Below are 16,232 nucleotides of genomic sequence, written 5' to 3' on the forward strand. Positions count from 1 at the left end.
AATATGAAGCCACGACTACGTCTGTTTGTCTAAAATATTATAGTTTGTATTGCTTATCAAAGCATTCGACTATTGATGCGTCTGATGTGGTCGCAAGAATACTAGATCCATTCTTTTTGAAGTAGCTGATTATCTTTCTTACTTCCTCACGGTCCGAGCCTGTAAGAATATCATCAATGAAAATATACCTCGACTTTCGTAAGGCTGCGCGCACAAGAAATATCCTCTTCTTATAAACATCTGGTACAGTACTGGCGTGAGGGGATATGATCGTTCCAAGCTTTAACGGTAGAGAACCGATGAATTCATCCAGGCTAAAGTCCTTCAGACATTGATCAACTTCGCCTTGGCCAACATCAATTCCATGGCATATGTTATCGAAGATAGTGCCTTGCCTTACTTGCAAGTTTTGGGGGACATTGCCTAGAAAAGAACGGTATATCCTTGGTGAAATTGTCTTTAAGTCATGGCCTGACACAATTATATTCCCAGAATAACTCTCATGAAGCCCAGAAAGAACTTCTAGTAGAGTCGTCTTACCGCTACGAGGCTCTCCAACAATTACAGCAGCTTCTCCAGAGTTAAGCTCCAACGTAACACCACTCAGTATCAAGCGCTTATTCGAATCGGCTCCACGGTAACCGAAAGTTAGTTCACTTGCTCTAAGTGATCCATTAAATACTGAAGGAGTCTTCTCAATATTGCCTGGTTCTGATGGTAGCGATACGACTTCCATCGCCCTTGACCAGTAGACACTTAATCGCACGAAAGAAGTAATCGATTTATCGATTGCTGACTCAAAGCTTGCAAGAAATGTCTGTGTACATGTCAGAAAACTCACAACGCCACCCACAGTTAATACTTCTTTTGCAGTTCCTGCGTGAGCAAGATGATAGGCATACGGAAGTAAGAATATGTAGAGAATATATGTCGTTGTCCCAGACAACGTGTCAACCCTGTTGCGTACCCTTACAGCCCCAAAAACCGCGTCCAAAAGCGGCGAGATGACCTCACTGAACCTCAGGAGTAGATGTCGCGTTGTACCCGCTGCCCTAGCAGCCGCCACACCGCTGATTGAATCATTTGTTGTTTCCAATAACTTCCCATCTAACTCTGTAAGCTCCCTAAAGTATTTTAAGCGTTGAAATGCCCCAATTAATGTTGCTATTCCTAGAACCAGACCACTACACATCACGATCAGCGACAACTGCCAAGAATAAATAAATAGATAAACAAAGTTAAAGATGACCGAGAGAAATGCCGTCAAGATAGGCGTCAAATTTGAGGTTATAGTTGAACGCAAATCAGATATTCCCATTATTCTATTCTGGAGGCTTCCAGGAGAGTACAGCGAGACCTCGTCAAGCTTTACCCTTAAGAATCTATCCACAATCATTGTCTGTAGATTCGAGTCTGTAACCACTTCAAATCTCACCAGATATCGAGCCTGCAGGAGCTGGATAATATATACAAGAGAAAGGGCGAGAACAGCCGATGCACCAAAGAACAATAATGAGTAGTAATCCCCGAATGGTATGTATAGAGATGTAAGCTGTGTGACAAGAACAGCAGGAATTAAGGTCGCCGCAGACAACACTAATGAGATTAATAGAACAGAAAGAAAAGCACCAACAGTGTCTCTAAGTCCATATCTTGCAAAGTCCCAGGCGTTACCATTTTCAGGAAACTTTGGATAAATAGTCAGTATCTGCCCTGAGACGTGATGCTCGCTGTCTTTACAATAATCTGACCCCTTAGTTGTTAAAATCTTGTACCCTAGTCTGTAGCGTACGTACGCGGATACACCTCCATCATCAGAAAGGAACAAGTAACTTCTATTATCACTGACGATTTCAGGGGCCACTGAAATCCTATATGAAACACTTGATACATTAAGTAGCCTTAGCAGTGCGTCCTGCTCACTCTTGCAATTGGATAAGTTTACTGATGTATATAGCCTAGTCGCCCGCGACTCTCTTCTGATAATTAGACCTGCGCAGAACAGCACATTTTCGAATTTTCCTCCTGAACGCTCTATGTTCTCTGCTGAACTATTGTGTCCTAAGTACTCTTCGAAATTCTCGACAGAGGCGTTATAAGCACGCACTTCAGATTCTGCGAGGATTCTTTCCCTTCGTTGAATCCTATTGTCTAACAGTCTATGCAGATGACTCACGGTTTCGAGTAACCGCATAACTGAGTCATCTTCACAGCGTGTCAATAGACTGAATTTTGCATCACCATAAATTGTAAATGACTCATTCTTCGGAACCAATATCTTAACTTGATTATCTACACCGCTGCCCTTGTCATCAAAAGAATGAACTCCATCTTTGCATTCAACAATAGCTATTTCTGAGCTACTATTAAGGAAGAATCCGCTCTCTAGATCCTCAGGCTTTGTTATAAGACCACTTCTACTAACCGACTGATCATGTGCCGATAGTCCGAGTAAGGATAACCTGGTATTTAAATAGATATTCTCGAGCGCTCGACTGAGCAGTTCTGTATCGTCAGCTGGATCTACGCAGTGCCTCAGTAGTGCATCAGCCTTCGACTCCTCGTTGATTCCAAAGGGTACTAAATCAACGGTCGCCTCTCCACGTAGCTTCTTCCAGAAGTCTGAGTCAGTTTTTCCTGGTCTTATATCGAATAGATGAATTCCCTCAAGTAATTCACCGTGAGCCAACTCGTAGCTTATGTAGACCCTTGCATATGTAGACTGAGTTGTTGTCATCTCAATTCCTCCTAATTGCCTGATTGGCTTGCTTCTTCAGTATTTCTGTTGATAGCTCTTGCGGATTCGTTTCAACAAGCTGCCCTTCCGACTTAAGGACAAATGAGCGGTTTGCCAGCTCTATGTATTCGGGGCTATTAGATACAAAAATGACTATCGGTACGAAACGTGTAATCTTAATTAGTGCCTCTAACCCATACTCCCCAAGTGATTCCAGACCGCTATCAATCAAAACGATTCTCGGATTCTTGGATAATGCCCTGCTCAATCCAATTATTATCTTATCAGTATTACTGACTGGTATTGAGGGCCCAAGTCTAGAACTTAATCCATTTGGTAGCGACTTTGTAAGATCATTAAAACCATATAGATTTAGGGTCGCCGTGACCTCCCTCTGTGACACTTGAGGGTCAAATACGCCTACATTCTCTACAAGACCTGCAGCAAAGAGATAGCTGTTAGATGTCACAAAAGACATTGTATATCCAAGTACATCAGGTGGTATCTCACCTATCTCTTTACCACAAACATGTACATCTCCTGACGTAGGCTTTAATAGACCGATCAGAAGATTCAAGAGCGTTGTCTTTCCGATACCTGGATTTCCAGATAGAGATACGACGTCTCCGGAATTCAACTTGAAGCTCAGCCCATCTATGACAGGATCAGCCGATGACGTGTATCTGTAGCCAAGGCCGTTTACTTTTAGCGTTGGTGATAGATCTAGTTTGAGCTTTCCGGGCTGCTTCAGATCAATGATGCCACTTGAGTTGTCATCAGTTGCATCATATTCTCCAACACTATAATATTCTTGCTCACCCCAGAGATCGTTCAGTCTATTTACATCACCTACAGCATTCTCGAACTGTTGGTTTGTACCGGACAATGTCCCAACAGGCTTTAAGAAAGCAAGGGCGATCAACCGAAAGCTAATAAACTCACCCAGACTTAGTTTGCCCATCATGATAAATAAGCCGGATAAAATAACTATTAGATAATCTGCCAGTTGGTTCGTGAATGTCGTCGTACAAGCATTGCGCTTCTGCACATAAGAGATCTTTTCGCTTACAGACTGATATTGACTGAAATTATCTGACCAACGTTGAAATAACGATAACTCAAGGCCATTCGCTTTCACTGAGTGGAAATCATTGGCCATCGTTAGTATATTTGATGTCATCTTGCCTTTCATCAAGGAGCTCTTCTGAGACAGAACTCTTAAGCTCTCGGCTAATCTGTACAACAAGTACGAGTTTCCTACTCCAATCGCTATAACGACCGCACCGAGTATTAAGTTGTAGCTCAGCATGATCAGCCCATAGATCACCATTGTGATTATTCCCACCACCGATGACGCCAGTGGCCCAGACAACGTGTTTGCTAAGGAGATATTCAAGGTGTTTCTTTGACTCACCTCCCCGAGGTCTCTTAGTGCATAGAAGGTAACAGGCATATCCAATAACTTCTTGGTTGTCTTTTCTAGAAGCCTTGACAACGTCGAAAGTTGAAACCGCCTAAGTATAAGCTGCTCTATGTACTTGCCCGTAAAATAGATACCAACAAGGAGAGCGAGTAGCCAAATGTAGCTATTCGACGCATCAACTTCTGACAGTATTGTATCGGTGAAATATCCTATATATGAACTTAGAGCAATTATCGGAATCGTAAGTACAGTCGCTATGGCGCAATAAAGCAATAAAGCGTATCTCTGATCCTTGACTAACTCTGCTATCTCAATAATGTTATTTGGCTTTTTACCACTCGGACAGAAATCCTTGCCAGGCTTTGCACTGATCGCTAGTCCGGAATATTCCTTAGTGAATTCTTCTGGTGTTGCTTTACGATAACCTTTTGCCGGATCACTGATCAGAAACTGATGGCCATCATATCTCTCTAATACAACCCAATGATCCTTGTTTATCCATGTAATACATGGGAGGCCACAAGTTGGTTGGTTACTCTTTAGTTCATCTACGGAAGCTTCGTAGCCATCTGATTCAAAGCCCCTACGTTTGAGTGCTTGAACGATGTTATACGCATTTGATCCATCTTTTGTGATATTGACGTCATTTCTGCACGTCTCCGTACTAAGCCAATTATTGTAGTATCCATTGATTATCCAATAAGATACAGCTCCACATTCAATTGCTTCAATCTGAATCTTTGATGGTGTTTTAAACTTCATCCGTCTATCCCAAAGAACTTCTTCGTTGCTGGAATGCCAATCGTGATAGGTGGCACCCTCTTTGTAATCACTGAGACATCAGCGAGCAGGCCTATGCGTGGAAAGAGCGCAGGATTATTCGACGGCGGTCCAGAGCCATTGATCCATTTGTACCCTGTATGACTACGTCCATTAGGTACAAGACCTATGATTACCTGTATTGTTTTATTGGCATCCACTAGGCTATCTGCCAGTGCAATCGAACCAAGCAATCCTGATGCTTCATTCTTAGTGACTGGAAGAACTGATACCTCTCGGACCCGGCCAAGAATGAATCCATAGGTATTCGGCAGGATATTGGATGGTAAAACATGTACCTCCTGTCCTTTTTTCAGCTTTGCAGCCTGCAGTGGTGAGAAGTATGCAATTACTTCTAGAGGATTCGCCGCATTCCAGGACTCTTTACCTTTCCCGCTCAGTATCTCCATCTGAAGCAATGCACCACTTGGTTCATTCTTCTGGCCAATATTTGCGAATACATTCAGGACTTTACCCGGATAGTCAGTCTTGATATCCGACGCAACTGTTCTTGTAGCACGAGCTGCTTCGAGCTCTGCTTTTAGCTTCGCCAGATTTGCGTCAGAACGGATAACCTCATCTTCACTATTTAGCAAGTCCTGAATTGCACTCTCGTACGACTGCTTGGCACTCCTTACAGTTGTCTTTGAGATTACCCCGGACTTCTGTAACTCTACTGCTGCTTGAAGGTAATCTTCTGACGATCGAATTGATTCTTTCTGTTGGGCTAGTAGTCCCACATATGAGTTCGAACTGTATTGTCTTTTGTGCTCAGCCTCGGCAATCTTTAAGTCATTGAGTGCAGATTGAACCTTCTCATCTTGTGCTGCATAACGCACTCTAGCTACTATTTCACCTTTCTTTACTACCGATCCGGGCTTGACAAATATTTCTGTGATGACACCCCCCTCATATCCTGACTGAGATACTGTTGCTAATTTAAATGGTTTGGAAATCAAACCCTCACCACTGACCTTTTCTGGTATTCTTCCAAGTAATGCCCATCCCAAGACGCCGCTGCATGCGGCAATTGACAGCGCAGCCCAATATTTGATAGGGGTAACTACAATACTTACTGTACCACTGTATTTTAATGGATCAACAACTTTAGCCCTTTTGTCTTCTTGTTTACTGCTGCTTTCGCGGTCGGGCACGTCAAATCTTTTCTACATCTTTAAAAAATAAGTTGCCCGTCTTTCTGTGTCACCCTTTCCGTTACCATTTGTTGTGTTCTTTTGTGCTAGGTTCCGTTTGACTGCGTGTAGTGTTGGTATGCGACATGTTCTCTTCGCAATCCTTCCTCTGATTATTCCTTCTTCGTCTCTGGCATTTCAACTCCCAGACCCCTCTTTATCTGCTATCCCAGCTTCCTCCGAAGTCAATCAGCTTCTTTGTCTGGATCGGCGTCATCCCTCTGTTGCCAAGGCCCTTCGTCTTCTCGATCAACCCGAATACTGTTCTACTGCAACCTTCTACAACTTTCTTGACTACCGTGACGGCGATGTTTCTATTGACAATCTCCAGGATGTTCTGGATCTTACGAAGCAGTCTCCAGCAGTCATATCTGCTGATTTTTCTTACCTAGCTTCCAAGGATCAGCAGGCTTCATTCTTCATCCAGGCCTTTGCCCCTACATTCTCGATCTCTTCCGGCAGCTGGTCTAGCATTTATTCGAACAGTTCTACCTTGACCAAGCCTACGCCAGCTTCTGGTCAGCCATCAATCACGCAACGCTATTCCAACTCGTCTGCCCAGGAGTATTCTTCCTCGCTGAGTCCAACGATCAGTGTCCCCCTTTTTGATCCATACTCTATAAACCTTGCATTCTACTATCGTAACTTATCTTTCTCAACCGCTTATTCGTCCTCTTCCTCCGACCTGTCTCAGTTTTCCAATGCACTGACTAGCTCGGTTGATCTATGGACTGCAAAGAATGGAATCCTGATTGCCCAGAAGAACGTCTCATCTGCTTTGACCTCCTTCCTCTCGACATACGCTCAGTACGAGTTGGGAGCTCTTGCTATACCGGATGTCGCTCAGTCCCTGAACGTTTTGCGCCAATATCAAAATAATCTTTCTAGCTCTATTGAAAGCTTTAACACCTACTATGCTCAATTAGCCGCCAACGCTGGCGTGCCCTTTGGCAAGCTTAAGCTTTCGCCTTCGTTCTTTTCTGTCCAAACTGTCTCCAAGCTGGCGTCTTTCCCGTACGGAGACCTTGCGAGCTTGTCGCGTCAAAGCCTGGTCTTCTCTGACCAGATCTATGTTGACTACTACAACTTCAAGTCTTTTCAGAGTCAGTCGCGCAGCTATCTGTCCGAGTACTTGCCATCGTTCGGTCTGTCGTTTGGCTGGTCGCCATCCTCTACGTATTCTTATAATACTGCCGGTCTCGCGCAGTATAGTGGCGACCCCATTATAAACACTTACAGTCAGACGTCCAATTCGACGTGGGGGAATTCCCTGGCTATAACCTTCACTTGGGACTTCTTTGACTCAGGGGCAAATGCGTATTTGGCATCGTCTTCAAAGAAGAATGCTATTGCTTCTCGTGAATCTGCAAAACAGGCTGCTCTGACGGTTCTTCAGACCGCATCGTCTAATTACAGTCTATTTCACAACTCTTCAAACCAGGTCGCAGCTTCTCTGCAGTCCATTGATTTCTCGAGGCGCGCTTACGATGACACCCTTGTTGCCCTTCGTGCTGGATTCTCTAATGTCACGACCCTGTTTCAGAGGTTAACTGAGTATTCATCTGCTTTGACCTCATGGAATAATCAGCTTCGGACTCTGTTGGCTTCATCCGTTACTCTCCAATATCTCTCTAGGGACGGTTACTTTGAGGGTATTCGTCCATACCAGCTTGTCTATGGCGACTACATCCTGGACTTTATTGATTACTAGACGCAGTTCTAGCTTGCTTGCTCTCTAGTTGACTTTGTCGGCTTGTCGGCAGCTGCAGAGTTCATCCAGGTCAGGCCGACCGGTCAGGGCCAAGCGCCATTGGGCCCAGAGGCCATAGGCCCAATCCGCTAACGGTCCGATGACGGGCCAGGCTGTCGGGGCGTACAACCAGCCCAGTCCGATCAGTCGATAGGCCTCGCGGAAGACTGCGACATCCTTCAGGACGGTTCCGTCCCCCTGAATGGCGTGGATGCGGCCCATGGCCTCCCGGTAGCTGATCCCTTCGTGTTGCTCTGGCCTGTAGCTGGTGTCGTTGATGTCGACAAACGCGATCAGAGCTGAGCTGGGGTGCAGCCGCTGATCCCGCTGGCGCAGGAATTTCACTTCCCGCAGACAGAGCGGACAGCCGCCGTCGTAGAGGAGCGTGAGGGACGCCGTCGTGGCCATGGAGCGGGACTTTGCTTAAGAGAATCCTGGCAAGGTCGTCCCCTCCGGTGGCTGGGTCACGCGGTGGTGAAGACCGCCGCCGCACTTGAGCATGTCCTTCAACCGTTGGCTTGGAGCACTGGTTGGGGCCATGGGCCGCTGATCACTTTGACTGCGCTGAGCACCAACGGGACCGTTGATGGGCTTGCAGCAGGCTCTTGAGCAATTCGACCTCCAGACGCGCGGCAAGGGGTTCTTGCGCATCGACCCTGAGCTGAACCGCTGGATTCGCTCAACGGGTGTCCGCCAGGGCGTTCTCCATCTGAGTGCTCTCCACACCAGCTGCAGCCTGACCATCAATGAGAACGCCGATCCACGGGTTCTAGGCGATCTCGCGGCCTGGATGGAGGCGGTGGTTCCCCAGGTTGCCCATGGTGCCTTGGATGGCTCCGATTCCTTGCGCCGTTACCTGCATGACGACGAGGGGCCCGACGACATGCCCGCCCATATCCGCTCGGCGTTGACCAGCCAAACCCTGTCCCTGAGCGTTGTGGACGGCAAGTTGCTGCTGGGCATTTGGCAGGCGGTCTACCTCTGGGAGCACCGCGCCAGACCCCAGCGCAGGCGGGTCGCGGCTCATCTGATCGGGGAGTAGGTGATGACGCTTTCGCTCGAGGAACTGACCTTGGCGCTCACGCGCCTGCAAGAGCGGGTGGAGACGCTGGAGGCGGAACTGGCATCACTGCGGGGCCGAGACCTGTCGCCTTCAACCCAGTTGGCGCGGCGCAATGCCGAACGGCTGGCGGAGGAGGTCCGTCGCCGCCGGGAGAGCACGCCGGAGCCGGAGGACGACACCGACATTGATCTGTTGATCGATCGCCTGCATGACTTGGCCCTCGAGAATGGGCCTTAGTTCCAGGTTTTTGGGATGGCCACACCGATCAACGTCGTCCACGGGCCTGAACCCGCTCAATTGGAGCAATTGGGCGTCGCCCAGTGGCCGATCTGGAGCTGCGAGATCAGCTCCTTTCCTTGGACCTATGACGAGCAGGAAACCTGCCTGCTGCTGCAGGGGGCTGTCACGGTGACGCCCGAGGGCGGTGAACCCGTCCGCTTTGGCGCCGGCGATCTGGTCACCTTTGCCGCTGGGCTCTCCTGCCACTGGGATGTGCATCAGCCTGTGTGCAAGCACTACCGCTTCGGTTGAGCCGCGCCAGGCTGAGGGCCGTTGGATGGGTTGGTGATGGCCGCTGTTCCGCTCACCCCGGCTGAAATCGATCAGCTCGAGCAGCAGTTGCCCGGCTGGAGCTTGGTGGACGGCAAGCTTCACCGGGAGCTGGTCTTTGCGGATTTCAATGAGGCTTTTGGCTTCATGACCCGGGTGGCCCTGATCGCCGAAGCGATGGGCCATCACCCGGAATGGCGCAACGTCTGGAACCGGGTGGTGATCGATCTGACAACCCACGACACCGGTGGTCTCTCCAACCTCGATCAGCAATTGGCGCATCGGATCAACGCCTTGGTTTGACCGTAGATTCAACGCACTGAGGGGCGCCTCGCATGTGCGGACTGGCAGGCGAACTCACGAGTGGGTCCGCTGAGACCATGCCCCGCGCCCAGGCCGCGCGCATTGCTGAACTCCTGTTGCACCGCGGCCCCGATGACTCGGGCATTTGGCAGAGCCGGACCTGCACCCTGATTCATCGCCGTCTCTCGATTCAGGACCTGTCTCCGGCGGGCCATCAGCCGATGCAGTCATCCTGCGGGCGCTACCGGCTGGTCTTTAACGGCGAGATCTACAACTACAAAGAGCTCCGCAACCACTTGGAGTCCCTCGGCGAGCGATTTGTCTCCACGGGCGACACCGAGGTGCTCCTGCGGCTGTTGATCCGCGAGGGTGCAGCGGCGCTTCCCCAGTTGCGCGGCATGTTCGCCTTCTGTCTATTTGATCAGCTCAGTCAGAGCGCCTTGCTGGGGCGGGATCCCTTCGGTATCAAGCCTCTCTATCTCTACCGATCGAGAGAAAGGCGGTTGCTGTTCTCATCGGAGGTGAGAGCTCTGCTTCGCAGTGGTGCGGTCCCCCGCGAACTCAATGGGGAGGCTCTTCAGCACTACCTGATGTTCGGCTGTGTGCCCCAGCTGGGGACCCTGGTGCAGGGTCTCAATGCCCTGCCCCCAGGGCATCTCGCCCGCTGGCAGAACGGCGAGCTGGCGATTGAGCGCTATTGGCATCCCCGCTTTGGAGCAGAAGGGGGTGGCTCATACGACGAGCTGGTGGAGCGGACGCGATCGGCGGTGAGCAAGAGCGTCAAAGCGCACATGGTCTCGGATGTGCCAGTGGGCCTGTTCCTCTCGGGGGGCATGGATTCATCGGCAATCCTCGCGGCCTCTGACCAGCGGCTGACGACCCTCTCGATTGGTTTTGAAGAGGAGGCCTTCGATGAAAGCGCCCTCGCTGAGCAGGTTGCTCGTCGCTTTGGCTCAGACCATCGCCGCTTGCTGCTGCGCCGGGATCAGGCCTGGTCGCGCTTGCCCGCCTTTTTTGATGCCCTTGATCAACCCAGTACGGATGGCTTCAACACCTACTGCGTTTCGGCTGAGGCCGCGGATGCGGGCCTCAAGGTCGTGATGAGTGGGTTGGGTGGCGATGAACTCTTTGGCGGCTACCCCCTGTTTGAAACCGTGCCGAAGCTGCTGGCGCTGCGCCAGCGTCTTGGACCGGCTGCCTGGGCTGCCTCGCAGCTGATCAGGCCGATAAAGCGAGCCAAGCTCCAGCGTTTTGCGGACTATCTCGCCAGCCCGGCTGGGGTGGTGGCGGCCCATCGCTGCATGCGCACAATTTTTTCAGCGCGTGAAGCCTCACGGCTGATCAAGCTCTGGAATCTCACGGTGCCGGCCACGCCACCTCTGGCGGAGCTGCCTGAGGGGATGGCTGAGGCCAGCGTCGCTGATCAGCTCGCGTGGCTTGAAACCTCGAGCTACATGGGAGGGATGCTGTTGCGCGATAGCGACGCCCTATCGATGGCCAGCTCCTTAGAGCTTCGGGTCCCGCTGGTCGACGTGGGTTTGTTCGAGGCCCTGTCTCCCGTGGCCGCATCAGAGCGTTTGGCTCCAGGCAAACAGCTGCTGCGGGATGCCTTCCCCGAGGTGACGGCGCTGCTGAAGGATGCCCCCAAGCGTGGTTTTGTCATTCCCTTTGACCAGTGGCTACGCACGTCATCCGAGGGGGCTGACATCGGCGGTCTGCCTCAGCTGGATCTCAGGGCGGCTTCCCGAGCTGTGGACCTCAGGCCCTGGGCACGGCAATGGGGACTCTTCGTTCTCGCTGATTGGTTGGAGCGCAACATGGCGATTGCACTCCAACCCGGCTGACCAGGGGACTTAGACCAGCAGCGGCAGCTTGCTGGGGTCCATTTGCTGGAAGCGCAGCTTTTCGCCTTCCACGTCGACCGCCACATCGTGACCGGCGCTGAATTGGCCGGCGAGGATCCCCTTGGCGATTGGGGTTTCCAGTTCTCGCTGGATCGCGCGCTTGAGCGGGCGGGCTCCGTAGACGGGGTCATAACCAACCCCGGCGAGCCAATCGAGGGCATCGGCATTGACCTGGAGGCCCAACTTCTTGTCCTCCAGTCGGTTGGCGAGACGTTTGACCTGCAGCTCGACGATCTGCCGCAGCTCATCTTGTTTGAGGCTGTGGAAGATGATCGACTCATCCAGGCGGTTGAGGAATTCCGGGCGGAAGTGGCCGCGGAGGGCTTCATTCACCCGTGCTTCCATCTCGCTGTGGCGCCCAGGGTCGCCTGCGAGATCGAGGATGGACTGGCTGCCGATGTTGCTGGTGAGGATGAGCACCGTGTTGGTGAAATCCACCGTGCGGCCTTGTCCATCGGTGACGCGACCGTCATCGAGGATTTGCAGCATCACGTTGAAGACATCGGGGTGGGCTTTCTCCACCTCATCGAACAGGATCACGGCATAAGGCCGGCGCCGAACGGCTTCGGTGAGTTGGCCGCCTTCCTCGTAGCCGACGTAACCCGGAGGGGCTCCGATCAGCCGGCTGACGGTGTGTTTCTCCATGTACTCGGACATGTCGATGCGCACCATGGCCTCCTCGCTGTCAAACAGTTGTGAGGCCAGAGCTTTGGAGAGCTCTGTCTTGCCGACCCCGGTTGGGCCGAGGAACAGGAAGCTGGCGATCGGCCGGTTGGGATCGCTCAGTCCAGCGCGAGAGCGTTGGATGGCATCGGCAACGGCGGTCACCGCTTGCTCCTGGCCAATCACCCGGGTGTGCAGTTCATCTTCGAGTTGCAGCAGTTTCTGCATCTCGCTCTGCACCAACTTGGCGACCGGGATCCCCGTCCATTTGGCGATCACCTCGGCAATGTCGTCTTCGGTGACCTCTTCGCGCAGCAGTGACTTGTCACCGCCGCCGGCGCTCAGCTCCGCTTCTTTGGCGGCCAGCTTTTTGTGGAGCCCCGTGAGGGTGCCGTACTCCAGCTCCGCGGCCTTGTTGAGGTCGTAGCTGCGTTTGGCCTGATCAATGTGCAGTTGAACCTGCTCGATCTCTTCCTTGATTGCGCTCAGCTCATCGATGGAGCCTTTCTCCTGCTGCCATTGGGCATTGAGGGTGCTCTGTTGCTCGCTGAGATCAGCGAGTTCTTTCTCGAGCCGCTCCAATCGGTCTTTGCTGGCGGCGTCCGATTCGCGGCCCAGGGAGAGCTTCTCCATCTCCAATTGCAGGATCCGCCGATCGAGTTCGTCGATCTGCTCGGGTTTGGAGGTGATCTCCATCTTCAGCCGGGCGGCGGATTCGTCCATCAGGTCGATGGCTTTATCCGGTAAAAAACGATCGGCGATGTAGCGACTGCTGAGGACCGCGGCTGCCACCAGGGCGTTGTCGGCGATACGCACGCCGTGGTGCACTTCGTAACGCTCCTTCAAGCCGCGCAGGATCGAGATGGTGTCTTCGACCGTGGGCTGATCGACAAACACCTGCTGGAACCGCCGCTCGAGGGCCGGATCTTTTTCGATGTGTTGGCGATGTTCATCCAGGGTCGTGGCGCCGATGCAGCGCAGTTCCCCACGGGCCAGCATCGGTTTGAGCAGGTTGCTGGCATCCATCGCTCCGCCGCTGGCACCAGCACCCACCACGGTGTGGATCTCGTCGATGAACAGCACGATCTGACCTTCGGAGGCCGTGACCTCCTTCAGCACAGCCTTGAGCCGCTCCTCGAATTCCCCGCGGTACTTGGCCCCGGCGATGAGTGCCCCCATGTCGAGGGCGATGAGCTGACGGTTCTGCAGTGCCTGCGGGACGTCTCCATTGACGATCCGCTGAGCCAATCCTTCAACGATGGCGGTCTTGCCTACCCCAGGTTCGCCAATCAAGACGGGGTTGTTTTTGGTGCGACGGCTAAGAATTTGGATCGTGCGGCGGATCTCTTCATCCCTGCCGATCACAGGATCGAGCTTGCCGTCTCGGGCCGCCAGGGTGAGATCACGGCCGTACTTCTCGAGGGACTCGTAGGTGCCTTCGGGGTTTTGGTCGGTCACTTTCTGGGATCCACGGATCGCCTGGACGGCGTCTTTGAGCTTGGTGGCATCACTGCCTGCTTGAGAGAGCAGTTGTTTGCCGCAACGATCATCCTTCGCCAGGGCGAGCAACAGATGTTCAATGGCGATGTAGCTGTCGCCGTAGGAGTCTTTGAGGGTGTTGGCTTGCTCGAGAACGTTGTTCAGCCCTTTGCCGAGATAGACGTTCTCGGGAGGAGAGCTCAACGATGGCTGGCCCTCGATGTACGCATCGAGTTTCTGACTGAGGGTGCCCACATCCACCCCCGCTTTCTCCAGCACTCGACCAGCCAACCCCTGTTGGCTGAGGAGTGCCGCAAAGAGATGTTCGCTTTCCATCTGCTGCTGCCGGCGCTGCTGCGCCAACTGCTGCGCGGCGACAATTGCGGCCCAGGCTTGTTCAGTGAAGAGTTCAGCAGTGGGATGCATGGTGGTCTTCCCTCAACTGGGTGGTGACCAAACCGTATGGCGGTTGTTGGGCTGTGGAGGAGCGGAGAACCGAAATGCTGCTTTCGGTCCTCTACCCATTGGGCGTGCTGACCGTCCGATCCGGACGGTTTTCCCCTCAGCGGGGAGAGCCGTTGTAGATCACTTGGGTCACTTGGCGGCCATCCGCGGAGACCTCGAGCTCCGTTTCGGTTGTAGGCGATTTGCCCAACTCAACCCAGCCTGGACCTCCTCCGAGGAACTTAAAGCGAAAGCCGCTGTTGTCCTTCTTGATGAGGCATGAACCCCCACCATCTCCTGTGTTGAACATGCAGGCAGCTGGCCTGTAGACCGAAAGCCCGCCGTTGTTGTTGACGGCCCAATTCCGTGCAACGTTGAGGGCTCGCACATTGGCTGCACTGACTTGCGCGAGGGCAGGAAGGCTGCTCAATATCGCTGTCGTTGCAATCAGCGCAGAGCTCCTCACCAGCGACTTGAACATGACCGTGATGGTGGTGTGAAGGGTGTCGTTTTCAGTGTGGCCACGGTTATCTCATCGGGCAGCTGTCCCTGATGGAAGGGGCACAACACCACTGGTTTTGCTGCAAAGACGCGCTGGGCAACCATCGGTGCCATAGATCGCATCAGCGGGGGAGAGGCAGCCCATGCGGTTCTTTGCAGCTACATCCTTCGGAGCGATCCGTAGGGGTTGGAGTGCTGGTAGCTGCGGGCTCACCACCAGAGGGCATGGTTGTGCACGGATCACTTGCAGTGCATTGGGGCCGATTGCTGCCGGCGTTCCGCCGCCTTTGATCAGGTCTAGGGGCGCCATGTCACCGCTGGACTGGGCTTGGGCAGCAGTGCCAGCTAGCGAGAGGCTGATCAACAGCAGCGACCACGCTCTCCGACTGGCCATCATGGTCAGATCCATGGCCCCAGTCTGCTCAAGACCATCCGAGATGACCGTCAATTCAGCTGCTCACGATTCCTCAAGGCCTGAATTGGTGCAACGGCTGGCCCAGGAGTCCTTCGCTTTTGACGGCACCGCCCGCGATCCAGAGCGGAATTGCTGGCTTGTGGTGCATCGCCATCAGCACGGTTGTCTACCGAGTGAGTACGACATCCGGGAGGTGGATGAGGAGCTGTATCTCGAAGTGCTCGAGGCCAGGCGTTCTGCGATTACCTCTGAGTGAAGCCCGCCCGGTCTGTTGGACTAATGCCCTCCTGACTCCTCCGGTGCTGCTTTCGATTCCCTGGCCTCTGAGCTGTTGAGGGGAGGGATTGCTGAGAGCTTGGAGCGTTTGAGGAAGTCGGCGACGGATCGAGCTTGATCGTTTTGGCTCTTGTTGCGGACAGGCCGGTCAACCATGCGTTTGCTGCTGCGGTTCGATCACCATCGCGCCTTCGCCAGGCTGCTGCAACGGAAGAAAAGAGGCACAAAAAAACCGCCCCCGAAGGGGCGGTTGCTGGAGTCAATTGAAGTGGGACCGAATCAAGCCCAGCCGTTCTGGCTCATGGTCTCGACGTAGGCAGCCACATCAGCGATGTCACCGTCGCTCAGCTTGCCGCCGAAGGCGGGCATTGCGTTCTTGCCGTTGGTGACTTGGTACTGGATGGCCTCTTCATGGCCAGCGCTGTAGTTGGCCAGGTAGGACTCGAGGGCTTCTTTCTTGAGGGTGCGCTCAGCGTTCACCACGTTGCCGCCGCCCATGTGGCAAGCAGCGCAGTTCGCGGAGAAGATCTGAGCGCCATGGTCGGCGTCAGCGGCGAAGCTGGGGGAAGCACCCAGCACCAGCGCCAGGCAAAGGGCAATCAGGGAGAGGAGACGGCGCATCTGAGCTCGTGCAACCCAGCCAAATTAAGAGCTCGAGGTGGCACTCGTCGTGTTTGCTGCAGAGGTTCGCAACATTTGAAACCTCCTGTTGT

General features: G+C 52.9%; 15 protein-coding genes. 7 read left to right on the top strand and 8 right to left on the bottom strand.

From position 1 onward, the window contains the following. Positions 1-37: 37 nt before the first annotated feature. From MY494_RS00610 to MY494_RS00620, 3 genes are read right to left on the bottom strand one after another with little or no spacing between them, the layout of a single operon-like run. Positions 38-2,737, bottom strand: coding sequence for an ABC transporter ATP-binding protein (locus tag MY494_RS00610; protein ID WP_247910813.1), 2,700 nt, complete (start codon positions 2,735-2,737; stop codon positions 38-40). Between the two features lies 1 nt (position 2,738). Beyond that, entirely contained in the window at positions 2,739-4,922 is a 2,184-nt protein-coding gene (locus tag MY494_RS00615) for a peptidase domain-containing ABC transporter (protein ID WP_247910814.1), read from the bottom strand. Beyond that, the gene (locus tag MY494_RS00620) at positions 4,919-6,133 is read right to left on the bottom strand and encodes a hypothetical protein (protein WP_247910815.1); all 1,215 of its coding nucleotides are present in this window, start codon (positions 6,131-6,133) and stop codon (positions 4,919-4,921) included. Before MY494_RS00620 ends, MY494_RS00615 begins: the two co-directional genes overlap by 4 nt. Positions 6,134-6,251: 118 nt before the next feature. Between MY494_RS00620 and MY494_RS00625 the strand changes: the two genes are divergently transcribed. Beyond that, the gene (locus MY494_RS00625) at positions 6,252-7,883 is read left to right on the top strand and encodes a TolC family protein (protein WP_247910816.1); all 1,632 of its coding nucleotides are present in this window, start codon (positions 6,252-6,254) and stop codon (positions 7,881-7,883) included. 24 nt (positions 7,884-7,907) lie between these two features. Here MY494_RS00625 and MY494_RS00630 read toward each other — a convergent pair whose 3' ends face one another. Next, positions 7,908-8,330, bottom strand: coding sequence for a thiol-disulfide oxidoreductase DCC family protein (locus MY494_RS00630; protein ID WP_247910817.1), 423 nt, complete (start codon positions 8,328-8,330; stop codon positions 7,908-7,910). A 178-nt stretch (positions 8,331-8,508) separates the two neighbouring features. On the opposite strand from MY494_RS00630, the gene MY494_RS13250 reads away from it, so the two are divergent. From MY494_RS13250 to asnB, 5 genes are read left to right on the top strand one after another with little or no spacing between them, the layout of a single operon-like run. Beyond that, complete coding sequence (locus MY494_RS13250; RefSeq protein ID WP_371820631.1) at positions 8,509-8,964, top strand: secondary thiamine-phosphate synthase enzyme YjbQ; 456 nt, start codon at positions 8,509-8,511, stop codon at positions 8,962-8,964. Between the two features lie 3 nt (positions 8,965-8,967). Beyond that, a complete protein-coding gene (locus MY494_RS13255) occupies positions 8,968-9,222 on the top strand; it encodes a hypothetical protein (RefSeq protein ID WP_371820632.1) in 255 nt (84 codons plus the stop codon). A gap of 15 nt (positions 9,223-9,237) precedes the next feature. Further along, entirely contained in the window at positions 9,238-9,516 is a 279-nt protein-coding gene (locus MY494_RS00640) for a cupin domain-containing protein (protein ID WP_247910818.1), read from the top strand. Between the two features lie 36 nt (positions 9,517-9,552). Further along, positions 9,553-9,837 carry a 4a-hydroxytetrahydrobiopterin dehydratase gene (locus tag MY494_RS00645; protein ID WP_247910819.1) on the top strand — a complete coding sequence of 95 codons (285 nt, stop codon included), beginning with the start codon at positions 9,553-9,555 and terminating at the stop codon, positions 9,835-9,837. Positions 9,838-9,869: 32 nt separating this feature from the next. Further along, the gene (gene asnB, locus MY494_RS00650; RefSeq protein WP_247910820.1) at positions 9,870-11,681 is read left to right on the top strand and encodes an asparagine synthase (glutamine-hydrolyzing); all 1,812 of its coding nucleotides are present in this window, start codon (positions 9,870-9,872) and stop codon (positions 11,679-11,681) included. 9 nt (positions 11,682-11,690) lie between these two features. Here the strand turns inward: asnB and clpB are convergent, their stop codons facing one another. From clpB to MY494_RS00665, 3 genes are all read right to left on the bottom strand, one after another. Next, on the bottom strand, positions 11,691-14,309 hold the full coding sequence (clpB, locus tag MY494_RS00655) for an ATP-dependent chaperone ClpB (RefSeq protein ID WP_247910821.1): 2,619 nt from the start codon (positions 14,307-14,309) through the stop codon (positions 11,691-11,693). A 136-nt stretch (positions 14,310-14,445) separates the two neighbouring features. Further along, complete coding sequence (locus tag MY494_RS00660) at positions 14,446-14,757, bottom strand: hypothetical protein (protein WP_371820633.1); 312 nt, start codon at positions 14,755-14,757, stop codon at positions 14,446-14,448. A gap of 102 nt (positions 14,758-14,859) precedes the next feature. Beyond that, on the bottom strand, positions 14,860-15,237 hold the full coding sequence (locus MY494_RS00665; protein WP_247910823.1) for a hypothetical protein: 378 nt from the start codon (positions 15,235-15,237) through the stop codon (positions 14,860-14,862). Positions 15,238-15,265: 28 nt separating this feature from the next. On the opposite strand from MY494_RS00665, the gene MY494_RS00670 reads away from it, so the two are divergent. Beyond that, the gene (locus MY494_RS00670) at positions 15,266-15,499 is read left to right on the top strand and encodes a hypothetical protein (protein ID WP_247910824.1); all 234 of its coding nucleotides are present in this window, start codon (positions 15,266-15,268) and stop codon (positions 15,497-15,499) included. Between the two features lie 299 nt (positions 15,500-15,798). On the opposite strand, the gene MY494_RS00675 is transcribed toward MY494_RS00670, so the two are convergent. After that, a complete protein-coding gene (locus MY494_RS00675) occupies positions 15,799-16,140 on the bottom strand; it encodes a c-type cytochrome (RefSeq protein ID WP_247910825.1) in 342 nt (113 codons plus the stop codon). Positions 16,141-16,232 lie beyond the last annotated feature (92 nt).

This window comes from Synechococcus sp. A10-1-5-1, from assembly GCF_023115425.1.
In the GTDB taxonomy this organism is placed as follows: Bacteria; Cyanobacteriota; Cyanobacteriia; order PCC-6307; family Cyanobiaceae; genus Vulcanococcus.

What these genes read in the sequence shown, in the direction of transcription:
- MY494_RS00665 (WP_247910823.1), bottom strand. Translation starts at nt 15,237, where the DNA reads ATGGATCTGACCATGATGGCCAGTCGGAGAGCGTGGTCGCTGCTGTTG.
- MY494_RS13255 (WP_371820632.1), top strand. Translation starts at nt 8,968, where the DNA reads ATGACGCTTTCGCTCGAGGAACTGACCTTGGCGCTCACGCGCCTGCAA.
- MY494_RS00675 (WP_247910825.1), bottom strand. Translation starts at nt 16,140, where the DNA reads ATGCGCCGTCTCCTCTCCCTGATTGCCCTTTGCCTGGCGCTGGTGCTG.
- MY494_RS00615 (WP_247910814.1), bottom strand. Translation starts at nt 4,922, where the DNA reads ATGAAGTTTAAAACACCATCAAAGATTCAGATTGAAGCAATTGAATGT.
- MY494_RS00645 (WP_247910819.1), top strand. Translation starts at nt 9,553, where the DNA reads ATGGCCGCTGTTCCGCTCACCCCGGCTGAAATCGATCAGCTCGAGCAG.
- MY494_RS13250 (WP_371820631.1), top strand. Translation starts at nt 8,509, where the DNA reads ATGGGCTTGCAGCAGGCTCTTGAGCAATTCGACCTCCAGACGCGCGGC.
- clpB (WP_247910821.1), bottom strand. Translation starts at nt 14,309, where the DNA reads ATGCATCCCACTGCTGAACTCTTCACTGAACAAGCCTGGGCCGCAATT.
- MY494_RS00640 (WP_247910818.1), top strand. Translation starts at nt 9,238, where the DNA reads ATGGCCACACCGATCAACGTCGTCCACGGGCCTGAACCCGCTCAATTG.
- asnB (WP_247910820.1), top strand. Translation starts at nt 9,870, where the DNA reads ATGTGCGGACTGGCAGGCGAACTCACGAGTGGGTCCGCTGAGACCATG.
- MY494_RS00670 (WP_247910824.1), top strand. Translation starts at nt 15,266, where the DNA reads ATGACCGTCAATTCAGCTGCTCACGATTCCTCAAGGCCTGAATTGGTG.
- MY494_RS00610 (WP_247910813.1), bottom strand. Translation starts at nt 2,737, where the DNA reads ATGACAACAACTCAGTCTACATATGCAAGGGTCTACATAAGCTACGAG.
- MY494_RS00625 (WP_247910816.1), top strand. Translation starts at nt 6,252, where the DNA reads ATGCGACATGTTCTCTTCGCAATCCTTCCTCTGATTATTCCTTCTTCG.
- MY494_RS00630 (WP_247910817.1), bottom strand. Translation starts at nt 8,330, where the DNA reads ATGGCCACGACGGCGTCCCTCACGCTCCTCTACGACGGCGGCTGTCCG.